The organism is Trujillonella endophytica (genome assembly GCF_900110555.1).
GTDB classification, from domain to species: domain Bacteria; phylum Actinomycetota; class Actinomycetes; order Mycobacteriales; family Geodermatophilaceae; genus Trujillonella; species Trujillonella endophytica.
In genome coordinates, this window is the sequence record NZ_FOEE01000007.1 from 43,273 (window position 1) to 59,085 (window position 15,813).

At 75.8% G+C, this 15,813-nt stretch carries 12 protein-coding genes; 8 read left to right on the forward strand and 4 right to left on the reverse strand.

Annotated elements, in window-relative coordinates; translation table 11 throughout:
- The first annotated feature begins 91 nt into the window (after positions 1-91).
- Positions 92-652 carry a dihydrofolate reductase family protein gene (locus tag BMY88_RS12210; RefSeq protein WP_091943520.1) on the forward strand — a complete coding sequence of 187 codons (561 nt, stop codon included), beginning with the start codon at positions 92-94 and terminating at the stop codon, positions 650-652.
- A gap of 133 nt (positions 653-785) precedes the next feature.
- Here the strand turns inward: BMY88_RS12210 and arfB are convergent, their stop codons facing one another.
- The gene (gene arfB / locus BMY88_RS12215; RefSeq protein ID WP_091943522.1) at positions 786-1,238 is read right to left on the reverse strand and encodes an alternative ribosome rescue aminoacyl-tRNA hydrolase ArfB; all 453 of its coding nucleotides are present in this window, start codon (positions 1,236-1,238) and stop codon (positions 786-788) included.
- Positions 1,239-1,973: 735 nt separating this feature from the next.
- Between arfB and BMY88_RS12220 the strand changes: the two genes are divergently transcribed.
- The 4 genes from BMY88_RS12220 to BMY88_RS12235 all read left to right on the forward strand — a co-directional run bounded on the left by BMY88_RS12220 (position 1,974) and on the right by BMY88_RS12235 (position 6,944).
- Positions 1,974-4,535 (forward strand): DEAD/DEAH box helicase, encoded by a 2,562-nt coding sequence (locus BMY88_RS12220; protein WP_091943524.1) that lies wholly within the window; start codon positions 1,974-1,976, stop codon positions 4,533-4,535.
- 82 nt (positions 4,536-4,617) lie between these two features.
- Complete coding sequence (locus BMY88_RS12225; RefSeq protein WP_091943526.1) at positions 4,618-5,403, forward strand: sulfite exporter TauE/SafE family protein; 786 nt, start codon at positions 4,618-4,620, stop codon at positions 5,401-5,403.
- Positions 5,400-6,170 carry a sulfite exporter TauE/SafE family protein gene (locus BMY88_RS12230; protein WP_091943529.1) on the forward strand — a complete coding sequence of 257 codons (771 nt, stop codon included), beginning with the start codon at positions 5,400-5,402 and terminating at the stop codon, positions 6,168-6,170. Before BMY88_RS12225 ends, BMY88_RS12230 begins: the two co-directional genes overlap by 4 nt.
- Positions 6,171-6,221: 51 nt before the next feature.
- Entirely contained in the window at positions 6,222-6,944 is a 723-nt protein-coding gene (locus BMY88_RS12235) for an ANTAR domain-containing protein (RefSeq protein WP_091943927.1), read from the forward strand.
- A 54-nt stretch (positions 6,945-6,998) separates the two neighbouring features.
- Here the strand turns inward: BMY88_RS12235 and BMY88_RS12240 are convergent, their stop codons facing one another.
- The 3 genes from BMY88_RS12240 to BMY88_RS12250 form a co-directional block, all read right to left on the reverse strand.
- Positions 6,999-7,799 (reverse strand): hypothetical protein, encoded by an 801-nt coding sequence (locus tag BMY88_RS12240; protein ID WP_091943531.1) that lies wholly within the window; start codon positions 7,797-7,799, stop codon positions 6,999-7,001.
- Positions 7,800-7,929: 130 nt separating this feature from the next.
- A complete protein-coding gene (locus tag BMY88_RS12245; protein WP_091943533.1) occupies positions 7,930-9,609 on the reverse strand; it encodes an alpha-amylase family protein in 1,680 nt (559 codons plus the stop codon).
- A gap of 32 nt (positions 9,610-9,641) precedes the next feature.
- Complete coding sequence (locus tag BMY88_RS12250; protein ID WP_091943535.1) at positions 9,642-10,691, reverse strand: TIGR03885 family FMN-dependent LLM class oxidoreductase; 1,050 nt, start codon at positions 10,689-10,691, stop codon at positions 9,642-9,644.
- A gap of 78 nt (positions 10,692-10,769) precedes the next feature.
- Between BMY88_RS12250 and hrpB the strand changes: the two genes are divergently transcribed.
- The 3 genes from hrpB to BMY88_RS12265 all read left to right on the forward strand — a co-directional run bounded on the left by hrpB (position 10,770) and on the right by BMY88_RS12265 (position 15,744).
- On the forward strand, positions 10,770-13,274 hold the full coding sequence (gene hrpB / locus BMY88_RS12255) for an ATP-dependent helicase HrpB (RefSeq protein ID WP_091943537.1): 2,505 nt from the start codon (positions 10,770-10,772) through the stop codon (positions 13,272-13,274).
- Positions 13,275-13,344: 70 nt separating this feature from the next.
- A complete protein-coding gene (gene malQ / locus BMY88_RS12260; protein ID WP_091943539.1) occupies positions 13,345-15,189 on the forward strand; it encodes a 4-alpha-glucanotransferase in 1,845 nt (614 codons plus the stop codon).
- Between the two features lie 156 nt (positions 15,190-15,345).
- Positions 15,346-15,744, forward strand: coding sequence for a hypothetical protein (locus BMY88_RS12265; RefSeq protein ID WP_244524634.1), 399 nt, complete (start codon positions 15,346-15,348; stop codon positions 15,742-15,744).
- The last annotated feature ends 69 nt before the right edge of the window (positions 15,745-15,813 follow it).

Consider the following 15,813-nt stretch of genomic DNA (forward strand, 5'->3'; position numbering starts at 1 on the left):
AGGTGGACGAGGACGGGGGCCGGCACGCGACGTTCCGCGACCCATACGGCAACGAGGTCTCCTTCGGCGGACCTCCCGAGGAGGACTCCTGATGCGCGACGTCACGTACTCGCTCAGCGCCACGCTCGACGGCTTCGTCAAGGGACCGGACGGCGGTTTCGACTGGTCGGTGCCCGACGAGGAGGTCTTCCGCCTCGCCACCGACGAGGTGCGGCGGGCCGGCGTCCACCTGATGGGCCGTCGGCTGTACGAGGCGATGCTGTACTGGGAGCCGGACCGGGCGCCGGCCCTCGGCGACCTGGAACTCGTGTTCGCCGACCTCTGGCGGCGGCTCCCCAAGGTGGTGTTCTCCACGACGCTGACGTCCGTGGAGGGCAACGCCCGGCTGGCCTCCGGAGGCCTGGCGGAGGAGATCGACCGGCTGCGCGCCGAGCCGGGCGAGGGCGACATCGCGATCGGTGGTGCGGCCCTCGCCGCCCAGGCGGCCGACCTGGGGCTCATCGACGAGTACCGGGTCCGGGTCTACCCGGTACTCGTCGGCGGTGGCACGCCCTACTTCGCCCGGAACGAGCGCCAGGTCGGCCTCGAGCTCGTCGAGAGCCGCGCCTTCGACTCGGGCGTCGTCTACCTCCGCCACCGCGTGGTGCGTTGACCCCGGACGGCGAGTCGCCTGCCCGGCGACCACTCTGCGAGCAGGTTCCCGACCCTGCCGGCGGGATCCGGCCGGCAACGACCCGAACCCGCCCGCAGCGTGCTGCCGGCCGGGCGGCCGGTCGGGCGGCGGGTCAGTCCCAGGTGGTGCGGCGGCGCTTGAGCTCGCCGCGCTGCTTCTTCGCCGTGATCCGCCGCTCCTGCGAGCCGCGGGTGGGCTTGGTGCGCCGCCGGGCCGGCGGCGGTGGTGCCAGGGCCGCCCGGAGGACGGCGGCCAGCCGCTCGCGGGCCGCCTGCCGGTTCCGCAGCTGCTGACGGTGCTCGGACGCGACGACGGTGAGGACGCCGTCCACCAGCCGGCTCCCCAGCCGCTCGGTCAGCCGGGCCCGCTGCGCGTCGCGGAGCCCCGGGATCGAGAGGGGCGCCACGGAGAGCTCGACCCGCGAGTCGGCCGTGTTCACGCCCTGCCCACCCGGGCCGGACGAGCGGGAGAACCGCCAGCGCAGGTCCGCCGCGGGGACGACGAGCGCGCCGGTGACCGGGAGGTCACCCGCGGCGTCGTCGGACCGGGAGGCGTAGGAGGGCACCGGAACATTCTCCGCGCGGCGGCAAGCGGGTTCTCGGCCGGCGGCCGGAACCGGGTCGGCTCCCCCGGCCACGCCCGGCCGGCAGCGCACGAGCCGGCAGCGCACCAGCCGGCGCAGCGTCGGCCAGGAGCCCCGCCGGTTCCGTGACCGCTGCGCCGTCGTCGTCCCCCACCGCTGCTCCGGATGAACACCACGTGCCGAGCTCCGTTCCGTGCGGGAACGGGCTGGCACTGCCGCGCGACGGCGACGGCCACGGCGCGGCCGATGCGGCGCTGCGTCTCGGGGCGGGGTGACGACACGGGGGTTCCTCCTGCGGCGCGCGGCGCGGGGGCTGCTCCCCCGCCGCCTCGCCTGCCCGGCCGACCGCGGCAGGACCCCCGGACAGCACGGAACCGGCCGAGCGGAGTGCGTCGGCCGGTTCCCGTTCGTGCGTGTGCCGCGCGGTCAGACCGCGCGCGATCCCTGCTGCGCCGCCGTCGGCAGCTCCCAGCGCATCTCCATGTGCCGGTGCCCCGCCTTGTCGACGACGAGCACCCACCTCACCAGCGGTCGTTCCTCAACCCGCATCGCCGCGCCACCTCTCGTTCACCTGTTGTTCACCTTCTGACCTTAGTCGGTTCACCCCACACATCTCGGGAGGTTCTGTGACCGTTTCGTGACGGAGGGTCCGACGAGCGGGACGGAACGGGCGCCTGCGCGGGAAGCCACGGGCCGTCAGGCACGCTGGTGCGCACGATGACCACCACCTCCGCCCCTCCCCTGCTGGACGACCCGGCCGACCTCGCGCCGCTGCGGGCCCGCGGGGACGACGCCGACGAGCTGTTCACCGCCTTCGCCGCCTGGGCCGAGGCCGGCGGGACGACGCTCTACCCGGCGCAGGAGGAGGCGCTGATCGAGCTGCTCAGCGGCGCGAACGTCGTCCTCGCGACGCCGACCGGCTCCGGCAAGTCGCTGGTGGCGACCGGCGCGCAGTACGCGGCGCTGGCCGGCGGGCGGCGCAGCTACTACACGGCGCCGATCAAGGCACTGGTCAGCGAGAAGTTCTTCGCGCTGTGCGGGGTCTTCGGCGCGGCCAACGTCGGCATGCTCACCGGCGACGCCGCGGTGAACCGGGACGCGCCGATCATCGCCTGCACCGCCGAGATCCTCGCCAACATCGCGCTGCGCGAGGGCAACGAGGGCATCGGCCGCGAGCACCCGCTGGTCGTCATGGACGAGTTCCACTTCTACGGCGACCCCGACCGCGGCTGGGCCTGGCAGGTGCCCCTGCTGGAGCTGACCGGGGCGCAGTTCCTGCTGATGAGCGCCACCCTCGGCGACACCACCGACCTGCGCGAGGACCTCACCCGGCGCACCGGCCGGCCCACCGCGCTGGTGGCCAGCGCGCAGCGGCCGGTGCCCCTGCACCACTACTACGCGACGACCCCGATGCACGAGACGATCCAGGAGCTGCTGGACACGCGGCAGGCGCCGGTCTACGTCGTCCACTTCACCCAGGCCTCCGCACTGGAGCGCGCCCAGGCGCTGATGAGCGTGAACGTCTGCAGCAAGGAGGAGAAGGCCGCGATCGCCGACATGATCGGCGGCTTCCGCTTCACCTCCGCCTTCGGGACGACGCTCTCTCGGCTGGTCCGCCACGGCATCGGCGTCCACCACGCCGGGATGTTGCCCAAGTACCGGCGGCTGGTGGAGCAGCTGGCCCAGGCGGGGCTGCTCAAGGTCATCTGCGGCACCGACACCCTCGGCGTCGGGATCAACGTGCCGATCCGCACGGTCGTGTTCTCCGCGCTGAGCAAGTACGACGGCACCCGCACCCGGTTGCTGCAGGTGCGCGAGTTCCACCAGATCGCCGGGCGGGCGGGGCGCGCCGGGTACGACACGGCCGGCACCGTCGTCGTCCAGGCGCCCGAGCACGAGGTGGAGAACCTCAAGCAGTTCGCCAAGGTCGCCGACGACCCGAAGAAACGCCGCAAGCTGGTCCGCAAGAAGGTGCCCGACGGCATGGTGCCGTGGAGCGAGGCGACGATGAACCGGCTGGTCGAGGGCGAGCCCGAGAAGCTGACCAGCCACATGCGGGTGACGACGGCGATGGTGCTCGACGTCGTCGACCGCCCCGGCGATCCCTTCGCGGCGATGCGCCGGCTGCTGACGGACAACCACGAGCCGCGCGCCAAGCAGCTGAAGCTCATCCGCGACGCGATCGGCATCGCCCGATCGCTGCTGCAGGCCGGCGTCCTGGAGCGCCTCGCCGAGCCGGAGCCCGACGGCCGGCGCTACGACCTGACGCTGGACCTGCCGCCGGACTTCGCCCTCAACCAGCCGCTGTCGACCTTCGCGCTGGCCGCGATCGAGCTGCTGGACCCCGAGAGCGACACCTACGTCCTCGACGTGGTCAGCGTGATCGAGGCGACCCTCGACGACCCCCGGCAGATCCTCGCCGCGCAGCTGAACAAGGCCAAGGGCGAGGCCGTCGCGCAGATGAAGGCCGAGGGCATCGAGTACGAGGAGCGGATGGAGCTGCTCGAGGAGATCAGCTACCCCAAGCCGCTGGCGGAGCTGCTCGGCCACGCCTTCGAGGTCTACCGGCGGACCAACCCCTGGGCCGCCGACGGGCAGCTGTCCCCGAAGTCGGTGGTGCGGGACATGTGGGAACGGGCGATGACGTTCCGCGAGCTGGTCAACGACTACGGCCTGACCCGCGCCGAGGGGGCCGTGCTCCGCTACCTCTCCGACGCGTTCAAGGCGCTGCGGTCGGGCGTGCCCGCGGCCGCGCGCACCGAGGAGGTGACCGATCTCGTCGAGTGGCTGGGCGAGCTCGTGCGCCAGGTCGACTCGTCGCTGCTGGACGAGTGGGAGTCCCTCACCGATCCCGACCATCCCCTGGACCAGCCGGTCGCCGTGCCCGCGAGGCCGCGGCCGCTCACCGGCAACGCGCGGGCGTTCACCGCGATGGTCCGCAACGCGCTGTTCCTCCGCGTGCAGCTGTGGGGCCGCCGCCGCTGGTACGACCTCGGCGAGCTCGACGCCGGCGCCGGGTGGGACGCCGACCGCTGGGGCGAGGTCGTGCGGGCCTACTTCGCCGACCACGACGAGCTGAACACCGGCGGGGACGCCCGCGGGCCGGCCCTGCTGATCTGGGACAAGGACTCCCCCGGCGTGTGGCGGGTCCGGCAGATCGTCGACGATCCGGCCGGCGACCACGACTGGGGCATCGACGCCGAGGTCGACCTCGAGGCCTCTGACGACGAGGGCGCGCTCGTCCTCCGGGTGGTCGACGCCGGGCGCCGCGACGGATGACGACGGACCCCGCCGCCCCCCATCGCCACCCGCAGGCCCGCGGCGGAGCCCTGTGGCTCAGCCGACCCACCGGACGACGTGCATGACCGTCTGGGAGATGCTCGCCGTCGCCGCGGCGGGCCTGGCCGCGGGCGGCATCAACGCCGTCGTCGGCTCGGGCACGCTGGTGACCTTTCCCGTGCTGCTGGCCACCGGGCTGCCGCCGGTCACCGCCAGCGTGTCCAACAGCCTGGGCCTGGTGCCCGGCAACGTCGCGGGGGCGATCGGTTACCGCCGCGAGCTGACCGGCCAGCGCCGGCTGCTGCTGACCCTGCTGCCGGCCTCGGTGCTCGGCGCCCTGACCGGCGCGTTCCTGCTGCTGCACCTGCCGGCCGCCGCGTTCGAGGCGATCGTGCCCGGGCTGGTCGCGCTGGCCGTCGTCCTCGTCGCCGTGCAGCCGCTGCTGCAGCGCTCCCTGGCCCGCCGGCGCGCGGCGGCCGGCGAGGCCGGCCCGGTGACCGTCGGGCGCGGCCGGCGGGCCGCGCTCGTCGCGGGCGCCTACGCCACCGGTACCTACGGCGGCTACTTCTCGGCCAGCCAGGGGATGCTGCAGATCGGCGTCTTCGGCCTGCTGCTGCCCGAGCCGCTGCAACGGCTGAACGCGATCAAGAACGTGCTGACCTCCGCCGTCAACGCGGTCGCCGCGGTGACCTACATCGTGGTCGCGAGCGACCGGGTGGACTGGGCGGCGGCCGGGCTCGTGGCCGCCGGCTCCGTGGTCGGCGGCTACCTCGGCGGGCGCTTCGGCCGGCGCCTGCACCCCACCGCGCTGCGGGCCGCCATCGTCGCGCTGGGCCTCGTGGCGATCGCCGTGCTGCTGACCCGATGAGCCCGCTCGACTTCGGCTTCCTCGTCCTGGCCGGCGTCGGGGCCGGGCTCGCCGGCAGCATCGCCGGGCTGGCCTCGCTGTTCAGCTACCCGGCCCTGCTCGCCACCGGCATCGCGCCGGTGACCGCCAACGTGACCAACACGGTGGCGCTGGTGATGACCGGGGTCGGCTCGGTCAGCGCGTCCCGGCCGGAGCTGCGCGGCCAGGGGCGCCGGCTCGTGCCGCTGCTGGTCGCCGCCGTCGTCGGCGGGGCCGCGGGGGCCGCGCTGCTGCTGCTCACCCCGGCGGACTCCTTCGAGCGGATCGTGCCGTTCCTCATCGCCGCGGCGTCGCTGGCGATCCTGGTGCAGCCACCGCCGCGCGACCTGGCCGCCGAGGGAGCCGCGGCCCACGCCGGGCGGCGGGGCGATCCCTCGTGGCTGCCGGCGGTGATCTTCGCCATCGGCATCTACGGCGGCTACTTCGGCGCGGCGGCCGGCGTGCTGATGCTGGCCACGCTGCTGTTGAGCACCGGCGAGGGCCTGCCGCGCAGCAACGCGATGAAGAACGCCGTCCTGATGGTCGCCAACGGGGTCGCGGCGCTCGCCTACGTCGTCCTCGCCGACGTCGCCTGGGCGGCCGCGCTGCCGCTCGCCGTCGGGCTCCTCGCCGGCGGCCTGGCCGGGCCGCGGGTGGTGCGGCGCAGCCCGCCCACGGCGCTGCGCCGGCTGATCGCGCTCGCGGGGCTCGGGCTGGCCGTCTACCTGGGCATCGAGGCCTTCGCCTGAGCGGTGCGCGCTGAGTGGTGCGCGGCGCGGGCGGACCGCAAGCTGTCGGGCGTGACGACGACGGACGATCCCGGGGCCCGATTCCTCGAGGCGCTGCAGGCTCCGGTCCCCGAGGACCTGGCCGGCCCGGACATGCTGCCCACCCGCCTGGCGCGTGCCGCCGCCGACGCGCTGCCGGTGGACGGCGCCGGCCTGAGCATCCACGAGGGCGCGGGGCTGCGGACGCCGGTCGGGGCGAGCGACCCGGCGGCCGCGCTGGCCGAGCGGCTGCAGTTCACCCACGGCGACGGGCCCTGCCTGCGGGCGCACGACACCGGTGAGCGCATCGCCTTCGACCTGGAGGCCATCGCCCGCAACTGGCCGGACCTGCACGCCTCGCTGGTCGGCCGGACCCCCTTCTCGGGCGTGCTCTCGCTGCCCTTGGCCCCGCCGCTGGGCCCCACGGTGGTGCTCGACCTCTACGTGTCGGACCCGGTGCGGCTGACCCAGGTGCCGCGCGGCGACGTCGAGACCGTCCTGCTGTGCCTCACCGAGGAACTCGTCCGGGCCAGCGACAGCCCCGCCGGCGGGCCGCGGTGGTGGGACGCCCCGGACGCCCGGCGACGGGTCGCCGTGTGGCAGGCGACCGGGATGCTGAGCGTCGTCCTGGGCATGGACGTCGTCGCCGCGCTCGCCGTGCTGCGGGCCCACGCGTTCGCCACCGGCCGGGTCGTCGACGACGTCGCCGCCGACCTGGCCGCCGGCCGTCTGGACCCGGCGGACCTGCAGTACTGACGCGGCCGGGCGCCGGGTGCGGCGCCCTTTCCGGCGCCGGCCGCAGGCGCCCCCTCAGCGCCCGACGTAGGCGGCCAGGAAGAGCACGAAGGCGCTGGAGACCAGCAGCAGGCGGGCCGGGGTCAGGCCGTTGAGCAGCCCGGCCGTCGCCTCCACCCACGCGGGGCGGACGGCGGCCTCGCGGGCACCGCGGCGCACCAGCCGCACCTCGTCGGCCAGCAGCGCGCCGGCCGCGCCGAGCATGGTCAGGCCGACGGTGAGGAAGACCAGCGCCAGCCCCTCCGCGAAGGCGTCGGCACGCCCGGCCAGGACGGCGACGACGACCAGCCCGGCGACCAGCCCGAGCAGCGCGCCGGCCGCGGGCGCCCACGGGCCCATCCGGACCATCGGGGCGCGCCGGCGGGCCCGGACGGAGGGCCGGGTCGAGACCGGGGTGGTGGGGAAGGCGCCCGGCGGAGCCGGCGGCTCGTCCGGGCCGGGCGCCGGCCCGTCACCGGTCAGGGCCCAGGCGGCCACCGGGACGTCGTCGGGCCCGCCGTCGGCTGCGGGCCGGTCGACGGTGCGTGCCTCGGCGGTGGGCGCGTCGGCCAGGGGCGCGTCGGCCAGAGGCGCGTCGGCGGGGCTCGCGGCGGCGCCCGCGGCCGTGGCCCCCGCCGGCATGCCTCCGGCCGGGGGCATGCCGGTCGGACGGGTGGCCGGGTCGTCCGGAGCGACGTCGCCCTCGGCGGCCCGCGGAGCCGGGGTCTGCGCGGTAGCCGTGCGCTCCGAGCGGCTCATCGGGCCGAAGTACGGCGGGATGGGGCCGGTCAGGTGATTCGTGCCGGCCGGGACGTGGGGTGCGGTGGGCTCGGACATCGCCGCGACGCTAGGCCCGACCGCCGACGGTCCCGGGACCTGCGCCCCGTGTGTCGACATCTCGCCGTGTCGCCACCTCACCGTGTCGACGAGGTGACTCATGGACACGGGACGAGGACGGCGCCCGTCCTCAGAGGAGGCGGCGGCTGTCCTGCGCCACCACCCGCAACCACCGGTGGCCGTAACCGTCGAGGGTCAGCTCGACCGAGCCGTCGTCGGCGATCTCCGTCGTCTGCGTGACCAGCAGGTCCTCCAGCCGGTGGGTCGAGTCGCAGCCGCCGAGGGTCAGCGGCACCGTGCGCGGCTCGGCGCCGAGGTTGTGCAGCGCGATCAGCGTGCCGTCGTCCCAGGTGGACAGGCTCGCCAACACCTCCGGGTGGGGCTGGCCGAGGACCTCGTAGGTCCCCCAGCCGAGTTCCGGCGACTCGCGGTAGCGCCGGATCAGCAGCCGGATGAACGACAGCAGCGAGTCGGGGTCGCGGCGCTGGTCGGCGACGTTGACGAACTCCGGCGAGAAGCCTCCCTCGACCACCGGCCCGGGCAGCTTCGAGGGCCTGGCCGTGGAGAAACCGCCGTTGCGGCCCGACGTCCACTGCATGGGCGTGCGGACGGCCAGCCGGCCCTCCGCGGCGAGGTTCTCGCCCATGCCGATCTCCTCCCCGTAGAAGAGCACCGGCGTGCCGGGCAGGGAGAACATCAGGCTGTAGACCATCCGCACCCGCCGCGGGTCGCCGTCCAGCATCGGCGGCAGCCGGCGGGTCAGGCCGCGGCCGTAGACCTGCATCCGCTCCTCGGGGCCGAACGCGGCGAAGACCTCCTGCCGCTCCTCCTCGCCCAGCTTGTCGAGGGTGAGCTCGTCGTGGTTGCGGACGAACATCCCCCACTGGTTGTCCGGGGAGACCTGCGGCCGGGAGGTGAGCGCGTCGACCAGCGGGGCGACGTCGCCGCGGGCCAGGGAGAGGTACATCGCCTGCATCGCGATGAAGTCGAACTGCATGGTCAGCTCGTCGCCGTCGACACCGCCGAAGAACTGCTGCTGCTCCTCGTGCGGGAGGTTGACCTCGCCGAGCAGGACGGCGGCCTCGGCGCGGCGGGCGATCAGGGCGCGCAGGGCCCGCAGGTACTGGTGCGGGTCCTGGAAGTGCTCGACCTCCTGCTCGTCGATGCCGGCGGTCTCCAGCAGGAACGGGACGGCGTCCACCCGGAACCCGTCCAGCCCGAGCTGCAGCCAGAAGCCGATGACCTTGGCGATCTCGTCGCGGACCCGCGGGTTCGCGACGTTGAGGTCGGGCTGCTCCTTGTAGAACTTGTGCAGGTACCACTCACCCGTCGGCTCGTTCAGCGTCCAGATGCTGTCCTCCTGGTCGGGGAAGACGACCTGGTCGGAGGTGTCCGGCGGCTCGTCGTCGCGCCAGACGTAGAAGTCGTGGAAGGGCGACTCCTTGCTCCTGCGCGCCTGCTGGAACCACGGGTGGCGGATCGAGGTGTGGTTGACGACCAGGTCGGCGATCACCCGCATGCCGCGGTCGTTCGCGATGCGGATCACCTCGACGAGGTCGCCGTGGGTGCCCAGCCGCGGGTCGACGCCGTAGAAGTCGGTGATGTCGTAGCCGTCGTCGCGCTCCGCCGTCGGATAGAAGGGCATCAGCCACAGGCAGGTGACGCCGAGGTCGGCGAGGTGGTCGATGCGCTGGGCGAGGCCGGCGAAGTCGCCGATGCCGTCGCCGTTCCAGTCCATGTAGGTCTCGACGTCCAGGCAGTAGACGACGGCCGTCTTCCACCAGAGGTCACTCGTGTCGGTGATCCGCATGCTCGGGGCTCCCTGTGCTGAGGAGTGCGCGGTCAGGCCATCGAGGAGCGCAGGGGCTCCTGCTGCGGGCGCCACGGCCCGTCCGGGCCGGCCGGGTCGATCGCCTGCGCCGGGGCGGGGGCGGTGACGCCGAGCTGCGGCAGCACGTGCTCGCCGAAGGCGTCGAGGAAGGCCGTCTGCTCCTTGCCGACGTGGTGCAGGTAGATCTCCTCGAAACCGAGGTCCACGTACTCGGAGATCCACGCGGCGTGCCGGTCGAGGTCGGCCGACACCCGCACGGCGTCGGTCACCGCCTGCGGGGTCACGTGCGCGCTGGCCTGCTCGAAGGCCTCGGGGCTGTCCAGGTCCCAGCACAGCGGCGGCGGGAACACGTTGCTGCGCCACTGGTCGTGGGCCAGGGCCAGTGCGCGGTCGGCGTCGGGGTCCCAGGAGACGTGCACCTGGAGGACGAGCTTGCCGCGGCCGCCGGCGTCCCGGTACGCGGCGATCATCTCGCGCAGCTTGTCGTGCGGCTGGTTGATGGTGACCAGCCCGTCGGCCCAGTCGGCGCCGCGGCGGGCGGTCTCGACGCTGACCGCGGGGGCGATGAGCGCCGGCTGCGGATCGGCGAGCGTGTACATCTTCGCGCGGTCGACGCGGACCAGCCCGTCGTGGCTGACCTCCTCACCGGCCAGCAGGGCGCGGATGACGTCGACGCACTCGCGCAGCCGGGCGTCGCGCAGGTCCTTGCGGGGCCAGACGTCGCCGGTGACGTGCTCGTTCATCGCCTCCCCGCTGCCCAGCGCCACCCAGAAGCGCCCGGGGAACATCGCGCCGAGGGTGGCGATCGCCTGGGCGACGATCACCGGGTGGTAGCGCTGCCCCGGGGCGTTGACCGCGCCGAACGGCAGGCTCGTGGTGGCCATCGCGGCGCCGAGCCACGACCAGGCGAAGCCGGACTCCCCCTGCCGCGGGTTCCACGGAGTCAGGTGGTCCGAGCACATGGCCGCGGTGAAGCCGACGTCCTCCGCGTGTCGGACGGCGGCCAGCAGCTCGCGCGGGTGCACCTGCTCGTGCGAGTTGTGGAACCCGATGACGGTCATGCAGCCCTGCCTACCCGGGTCACGGTCGTCCACCCGCCGGAGCGCGGACGGAGTCGTCCCGCAGGCGAGACTGGGCCCGTGCTGCCGCCGCCGGGGACGCCCGGGACCGACCTGCCGGTCCGCTCCGCGCTGCCGGCGCTGGCCGACGCGCTGTCGGCGCGGGGCACCGCGGTGGTGGTGGCTCCGCCCGGCACCGGGAAGACGACGCTCGTGCCCCTAGCGCTGGCCCGGGACGTCCCCGGGCGCGTCCTCGTGGCCGAGCCGCGCCGCGTGGCCGCCCGCGCCGCCGCCCACCGCATGGCCGCGCTGCTGGGCGAGCGCGTGGGGGGTCGGATCGGCTACAGCGTCCGCGGCGAGAGCCGGCGCAGCGCCGCCACCCGGGTCGAGGTCGTCACCACCGGGCTGCTCGTCCGCCGCCTCCAGGCCGATCCAGAGCTGCCCGGGGTGGGCGCGGTGGTCCTGGACGAGTGCCACGAGCGGCACCTCGACACCGACCTGGCCCTGGCCTTCGGCCTCGACGTCCGCGGCGCGCTGCGCCCGGAGCTACGGCTGCTGGCGATGTCGGCGACCGCCCAGGCCGGCCGGCTGGCCGCCCTCCTCGGCGGGGAGGGCGATCCGGCCCCGGTCGTCGAGGCGCACGGCGCCGTGCACGACGTCGACGTGGTCTGGGCGCCGCCGACCGGTCCGGTCGATCCGCCGCACGGCCTGCGGGTCGATCCGCGGCTGCTGGCGCACGTCGCGGCGACGGTCCGCCGGGCGCTGGCCGAGCGGTCCGGCGACGTCCTGGTGTTCCTGCCCGGCGCCGGCGAGATCGGCACGGTGGCCGGGCAGCTGGGCGGGATCGACGCCGACGTGCTGCCGCTGCACGGCCGGCTGCCGGCCGCCGCGCAGGACGCCGCCCTGCGCGCCGGTCCCCGCCGCCGCGTCGTGCTGGCGACCGCGCTGGCGGAGAGCAGCCTGACCGTGCCCGGCGTCCGGGTCGTCGTCGACGCCGGGCTCGCCCGCGGGCCCCGGGCCGACCTGGCGCGGGGCCTCGGGGCGCTGGTCACCGTGCGGGCCTCCCGCGCGTCGGTCACCCAGCGCGCCGGCCGGGCCGGCCGGGAGGGCCCCGGTGCCGTCTACCGCTGCTGGACCGCCGCCGAGCACGACCGACTCCCTGCGCACGACGAGCCGGAGGTCGCCGTCGCCGACCTCACCGCTTTCGCCCTGGAACTGGCGGTCTGGGGTGCGCCCGGCGGCGCGGGCCTCGCCCTGCTCGACCCGCCCCCGGCCGCGGCCCTGCTGGTCGCCGGGCGGACGCTGCGCAGCCTCGGCGCCGTGGACGACGACGGCCGGGCGACCCCCCGCGGGCGCGCCCTGACCGCCGTCGGGGTGCACCCGCGGCTGGCCCGCGCGCTGCTCGACGGCGCTCCGCTGGTGGGCCGTCGCCGCGCGGCCGAGGTGGTCGCGCTGCTGTCCGCGGACCTCTCCCCGCGGGGCGACGACCTGGTCGCGACCTGGCGGGGGCTGCGGTCGGGGACCGACCGGGGCGCGACCGTGCGCTGGCGGGACGAGGTCGCCCGCCTGGAGCGCTCGGTCGGCGACGGCACCCCGCCGCGCTCGCCCGGAGAGCCCCTGCCCGACGACACGGTGGCCGGGCTCGTCGTCGGCCTGGCCCATCCCGAGCGGCTGGCGCGGCGGCGGCCGGGCAGCACCACGACCTACCTGATGACCGCCGGCACCGGCGCCGAACTGGCCCCCGGCACGGCGCTGACCGGGGCGCCGTGGCTGGCCGTCGCCGTGGCCGACCGCTCCCCGGGACGCCGGGACGCGCGGGTGCGGGCGGCGGTCGCGATCGACGAGGCGACCGCGCTGGAGGCCGGCGGTCCGCTGCACGCCGAGCTCGACGAGGTGTCGTGGCGCGACGGCACGGTGCACGGCGCGCGGGTCGAGCGGCTGGGCGCGATCGTGCTGGCCGAGCGGCCGCTGCCCGATCCCGATCCCGCCGCCGTGACGGCCGCGGTCGCCGAGGGACTGCGCGCCGAGGGCCTCGGCGTGCTGGCCTGGACGCCGGCGGCGCTCCGGCTGCGCGACCGGCTGGCCGCGGCGCACGCCGGGCTCGGGGCGCCGTGGCCCGCCGTCGGCGACGGTGACCTGCTCGCCGCGATCGACGTCTCCGCCGCCCGCAGCCGCGCCGACCTTGCCCGCGTCGACGTCGCCGCGGCGCTGCGGGCGCTGGTGCCCTGGCAGGTAGCCGGCGACCTCGACGCCGTCGTGCCCGACTCCGTGACGGTGCCCACCGGCTCCCGCATCCGCGTCGACTACACCGATCCGGCCGTCCCCACCCTGTCCGTGCGGGTGCAGGAGGTGTTCGGCTGGGCGCGGACGCCGCTGGTGGCCGGGCGACCGCTGCGGCTGCAACTGCTCTCCCCCGCCCGCCGGGTCGTCGCCACCACGACGGACCTCGCCGGGTTCTGGGTCACCGGCTATCCCGCCGTGCGCAGCGAGCTCCGCGGCCGCTATCCCCGCCATCCCTGGCCGGAGGACCCCGCCGCGGCCGCCCCCACCACCCGGGCCACCCCCCGGGCCCGCCCCCCGCGCTGAGCGGCGATCGAGAGCGGCGCCACTGCCGGCTTGCACTGCGGGCACCGGGAGCGGTGGGGAGTATCAGGGGGTGACGCGCACCCCGACGACCGACGAGTGGGGCATCGACGCCACGTGGCTCGATGCCTTCGACGAGGAGCACGAGGTCGACCAGGCCACCATCGACCGGCTGCGGGAGGTGATCGGCAGGCCGCCGGCCGACCTGGAGGACCGCGCGCCGATCGTGGCCCTGCCCGGCGACGCCCTCGAGGTGGACGAGGCCGAGGTGACCCTGGAGGACGGCTCGACCCGGCACGTCGACGGCGAGCTCGACGACGACTTCCCACTGGGCTACCACTGGCTGCAGGCGCCGGGCGGGCACCGGCGGCGGCTGATCGTGACGCCCGGGCGGTGCTGGCTTCCGGAGCGGTCGTGGGGCTGGGCGGTGCAGCTGTACGCCACCCGCGGCCGGGACAGCTGGGGCATCGGCGACCTCGCCGACCTGCGCGCCGTCCGGGAGATGGCCGCCGCGCAGGGGGCCGGGTTCGTGCTCGTCAACCCGCTGCACGCCGTCGCCCCGACCCCGCGGCAGGAGGCCAGCCCCTACCTGCCGGCCACCCGCCGCTTCCGCAACCCGATCTACCTGCGGGTGTCCGAGGTCCCCGGCGCGTCCGCCGTCGAGGTGGACGAGGACGCCGGCCGGGCGCTGTCCGATGGCGAGCTGATCGACCGCGACGCGGTCTGGGCCCGCAAGCGCGAGGTCCTCCGCCGGGTGTTCGACACCACCGGCCGCGACGACCCGGCCTTTCCCGACTGGTGGTGGCACCAGGGGCAGAAGCTGCAGGACTGGGCGACCTGGTGCGCGCTCGCCGACCGGCACGGCCCGGACTGGCGCGCCTGGCCCGAGCCGCTGCAGGACCCGCGCAGCGAGGACGTCGGCCGGTTCGTCGCCGAGCACGAGCGCGACGTCGCCTTCCACGCCTGGCTGCAGTGGGCCCTGCAGCTGCAGCTGGAGCGGGCCACCGAGGGCATGACCGTGATCCAGGACCTGCCCATCGGCGTCGACGGCGGCGGCGCCGACGCCTGGACGTGGCAGGGCGTGCTCGCCCGGGGCGTGAACGTCGGCGCGCCGCCGGACGCGTTCAACGGCCAGGGGCAGGACTGGGGCTCCCCGCCACTGGTGCCGTGGCGGCTGCGGCTGACCGGCTACGAGCCGTTCGTCGAGTCCATCCGCGCCACGATCGCCGGGGCCGGGGGGCTGCGCATCGACCACGTGATGGGCCTGTTCCGGCTGTGGTGGGTGCCGGCGGGTGGCACCGCCGCCGACGGCGCCTACGTCCGCTACCCGGCCGAGGACCTGCTCGGCATCGTCGCGCTGGAGAGCGCCCGCGCGCGGGCGCTGGTCGTCGGCGAGGACCTCGGCACCGTCGAGGAGGGCGTCCGCGAGGCGATGGCCGAGCACGGGGTGCTGAGCTACCGGCTGCTCTGGTTCGAGGACGACGCGCCCGCCGCGTGGCCGGCCGAGGCGATGGCCGCCGTCACCACCCACGACCTGCCGACCGTCGCGGGCCTGTGGAGCGGCGCCGACCTCGCCGAGCAGCGGGAGCAGGGCACCGGCACCGACGCGGAGCTCGAGCGGGGCCGGACCGAGCTGCTGGGCCGGCTGACGGGCGCGCCGAAGAAGGCGGGATCGGGGACGGCGGTGCGGCGGGCGCACGAGGCGCTGGCGACCGCGCCGTCGCTGCTGCTGTCGGCCACGCTGGAGGACGCCGTCGCCGACGAGCGCCGGCCCAACATGCCCGGGACGACCGGCCGGCCCAACTGGTCGCTGCCGCTCCCGGTGCCCGTGGAGGACCTTCCGCAGCACGAGCTGCTGCGAGAGGTCGCGCGGACGCTGGCCGATGGCGTCCGCGGGGGCGGGCCCGCCGCCGGCTGAGCCGGGGACGACGCTCTGCCGGCCGGGAAGCCGTCCCTCGCCTCCTTCCCGGCTCCGGCTTGTCCGTGCTCTGCGTACGGGAGGACGCAGAGCACGACGACCCTGGTCCGCCGTGTCGGGCGAACATGTGTTCGATGGTCGTGCCAGACTTCCTCCGTGGCGGGTGGCATGCAGCGGGGGCGGTCCGGGCGCTCCCTGAGCGAGCGCGCGGCCCGGTCGGGCGTCCCCGCGCCGGACGAGGACTGGGACGCCCCTTTCCCCCGGGCGGCACCCGCGCAGGCCGGGCACGCCGACCAGCCGGCGGCGCCCGCACCCCCGCCCGACGTCCGCGACCTCCCGCCCCCACCGCCGGTGGTGCGCCGCGCCGACGGGCGGGGGCGGCACTGCTGGGTGCACGACCCGCCCGGCGCGCCGGGGGTCTGGCCCGGGCTCCTGGTGGAGTGGCGACAGACGGACGAGGGGTGGCACGGCCGGGTGGCGTTCACCGTGGCCGGCCGGGCCGGGTCGGTGCTGATGGAGGCGTGGCTGCCCGCCGCCTCGCTCGAGCAGCGCTGAGCCGCCCCGCCCCGCCCCGCCGGGGTGGTTACGGCGGGTGGCGCCGGGCTATGCCCGGGACGGACACAT

Excerpts from the sequence above, each read along its gene's own strand:
- BMY88_RS12230 (WP_091943529.1), top strand. The coding sequence starts at position 5,400 with ATGAGCCCGCTCGACTTCGGCTTCCTCGTCCTGGCCGGCGTCGGGGCC.
- BMY88_RS12240 (WP_091943531.1), bottom strand. The coding sequence starts at position 7,799 with ATGTCCGAGCCCACCGCACCCCACGTCCCGGCCGGCACGAATCACCTG.
- BMY88_RS12250 (WP_091943535.1), bottom strand. The coding sequence starts at position 10,691 with ATGACCGTCATCGGGTTCCACAACTCGCACGAGCAGGTGCACCCGCGC.
- BMY88_RS12220 (WP_091943524.1), top strand. The coding sequence starts at position 1,974 with ATGACCACCACCTCCGCCCCTCCCCTGCTGGACGACCCGGCCGACCTC.
- BMY88_RS12245 (WP_091943533.1), bottom strand. The coding sequence starts at position 9,609 with ATGCGGATCACCGACACGAGTGACCTCTGGTGGAAGACGGCCGTCGTC.
- BMY88_RS12210 (WP_091943520.1), top strand. The coding sequence starts at position 92 with ATGCGCGACGTCACGTACTCGCTCAGCGCCACGCTCGACGGCTTCGTC.
- BMY88_RS12225 (WP_091943526.1), top strand. The coding sequence starts at position 4,618 with ATGACCGTCTGGGAGATGCTCGCCGTCGCCGCGGCGGGCCTGGCCGCG.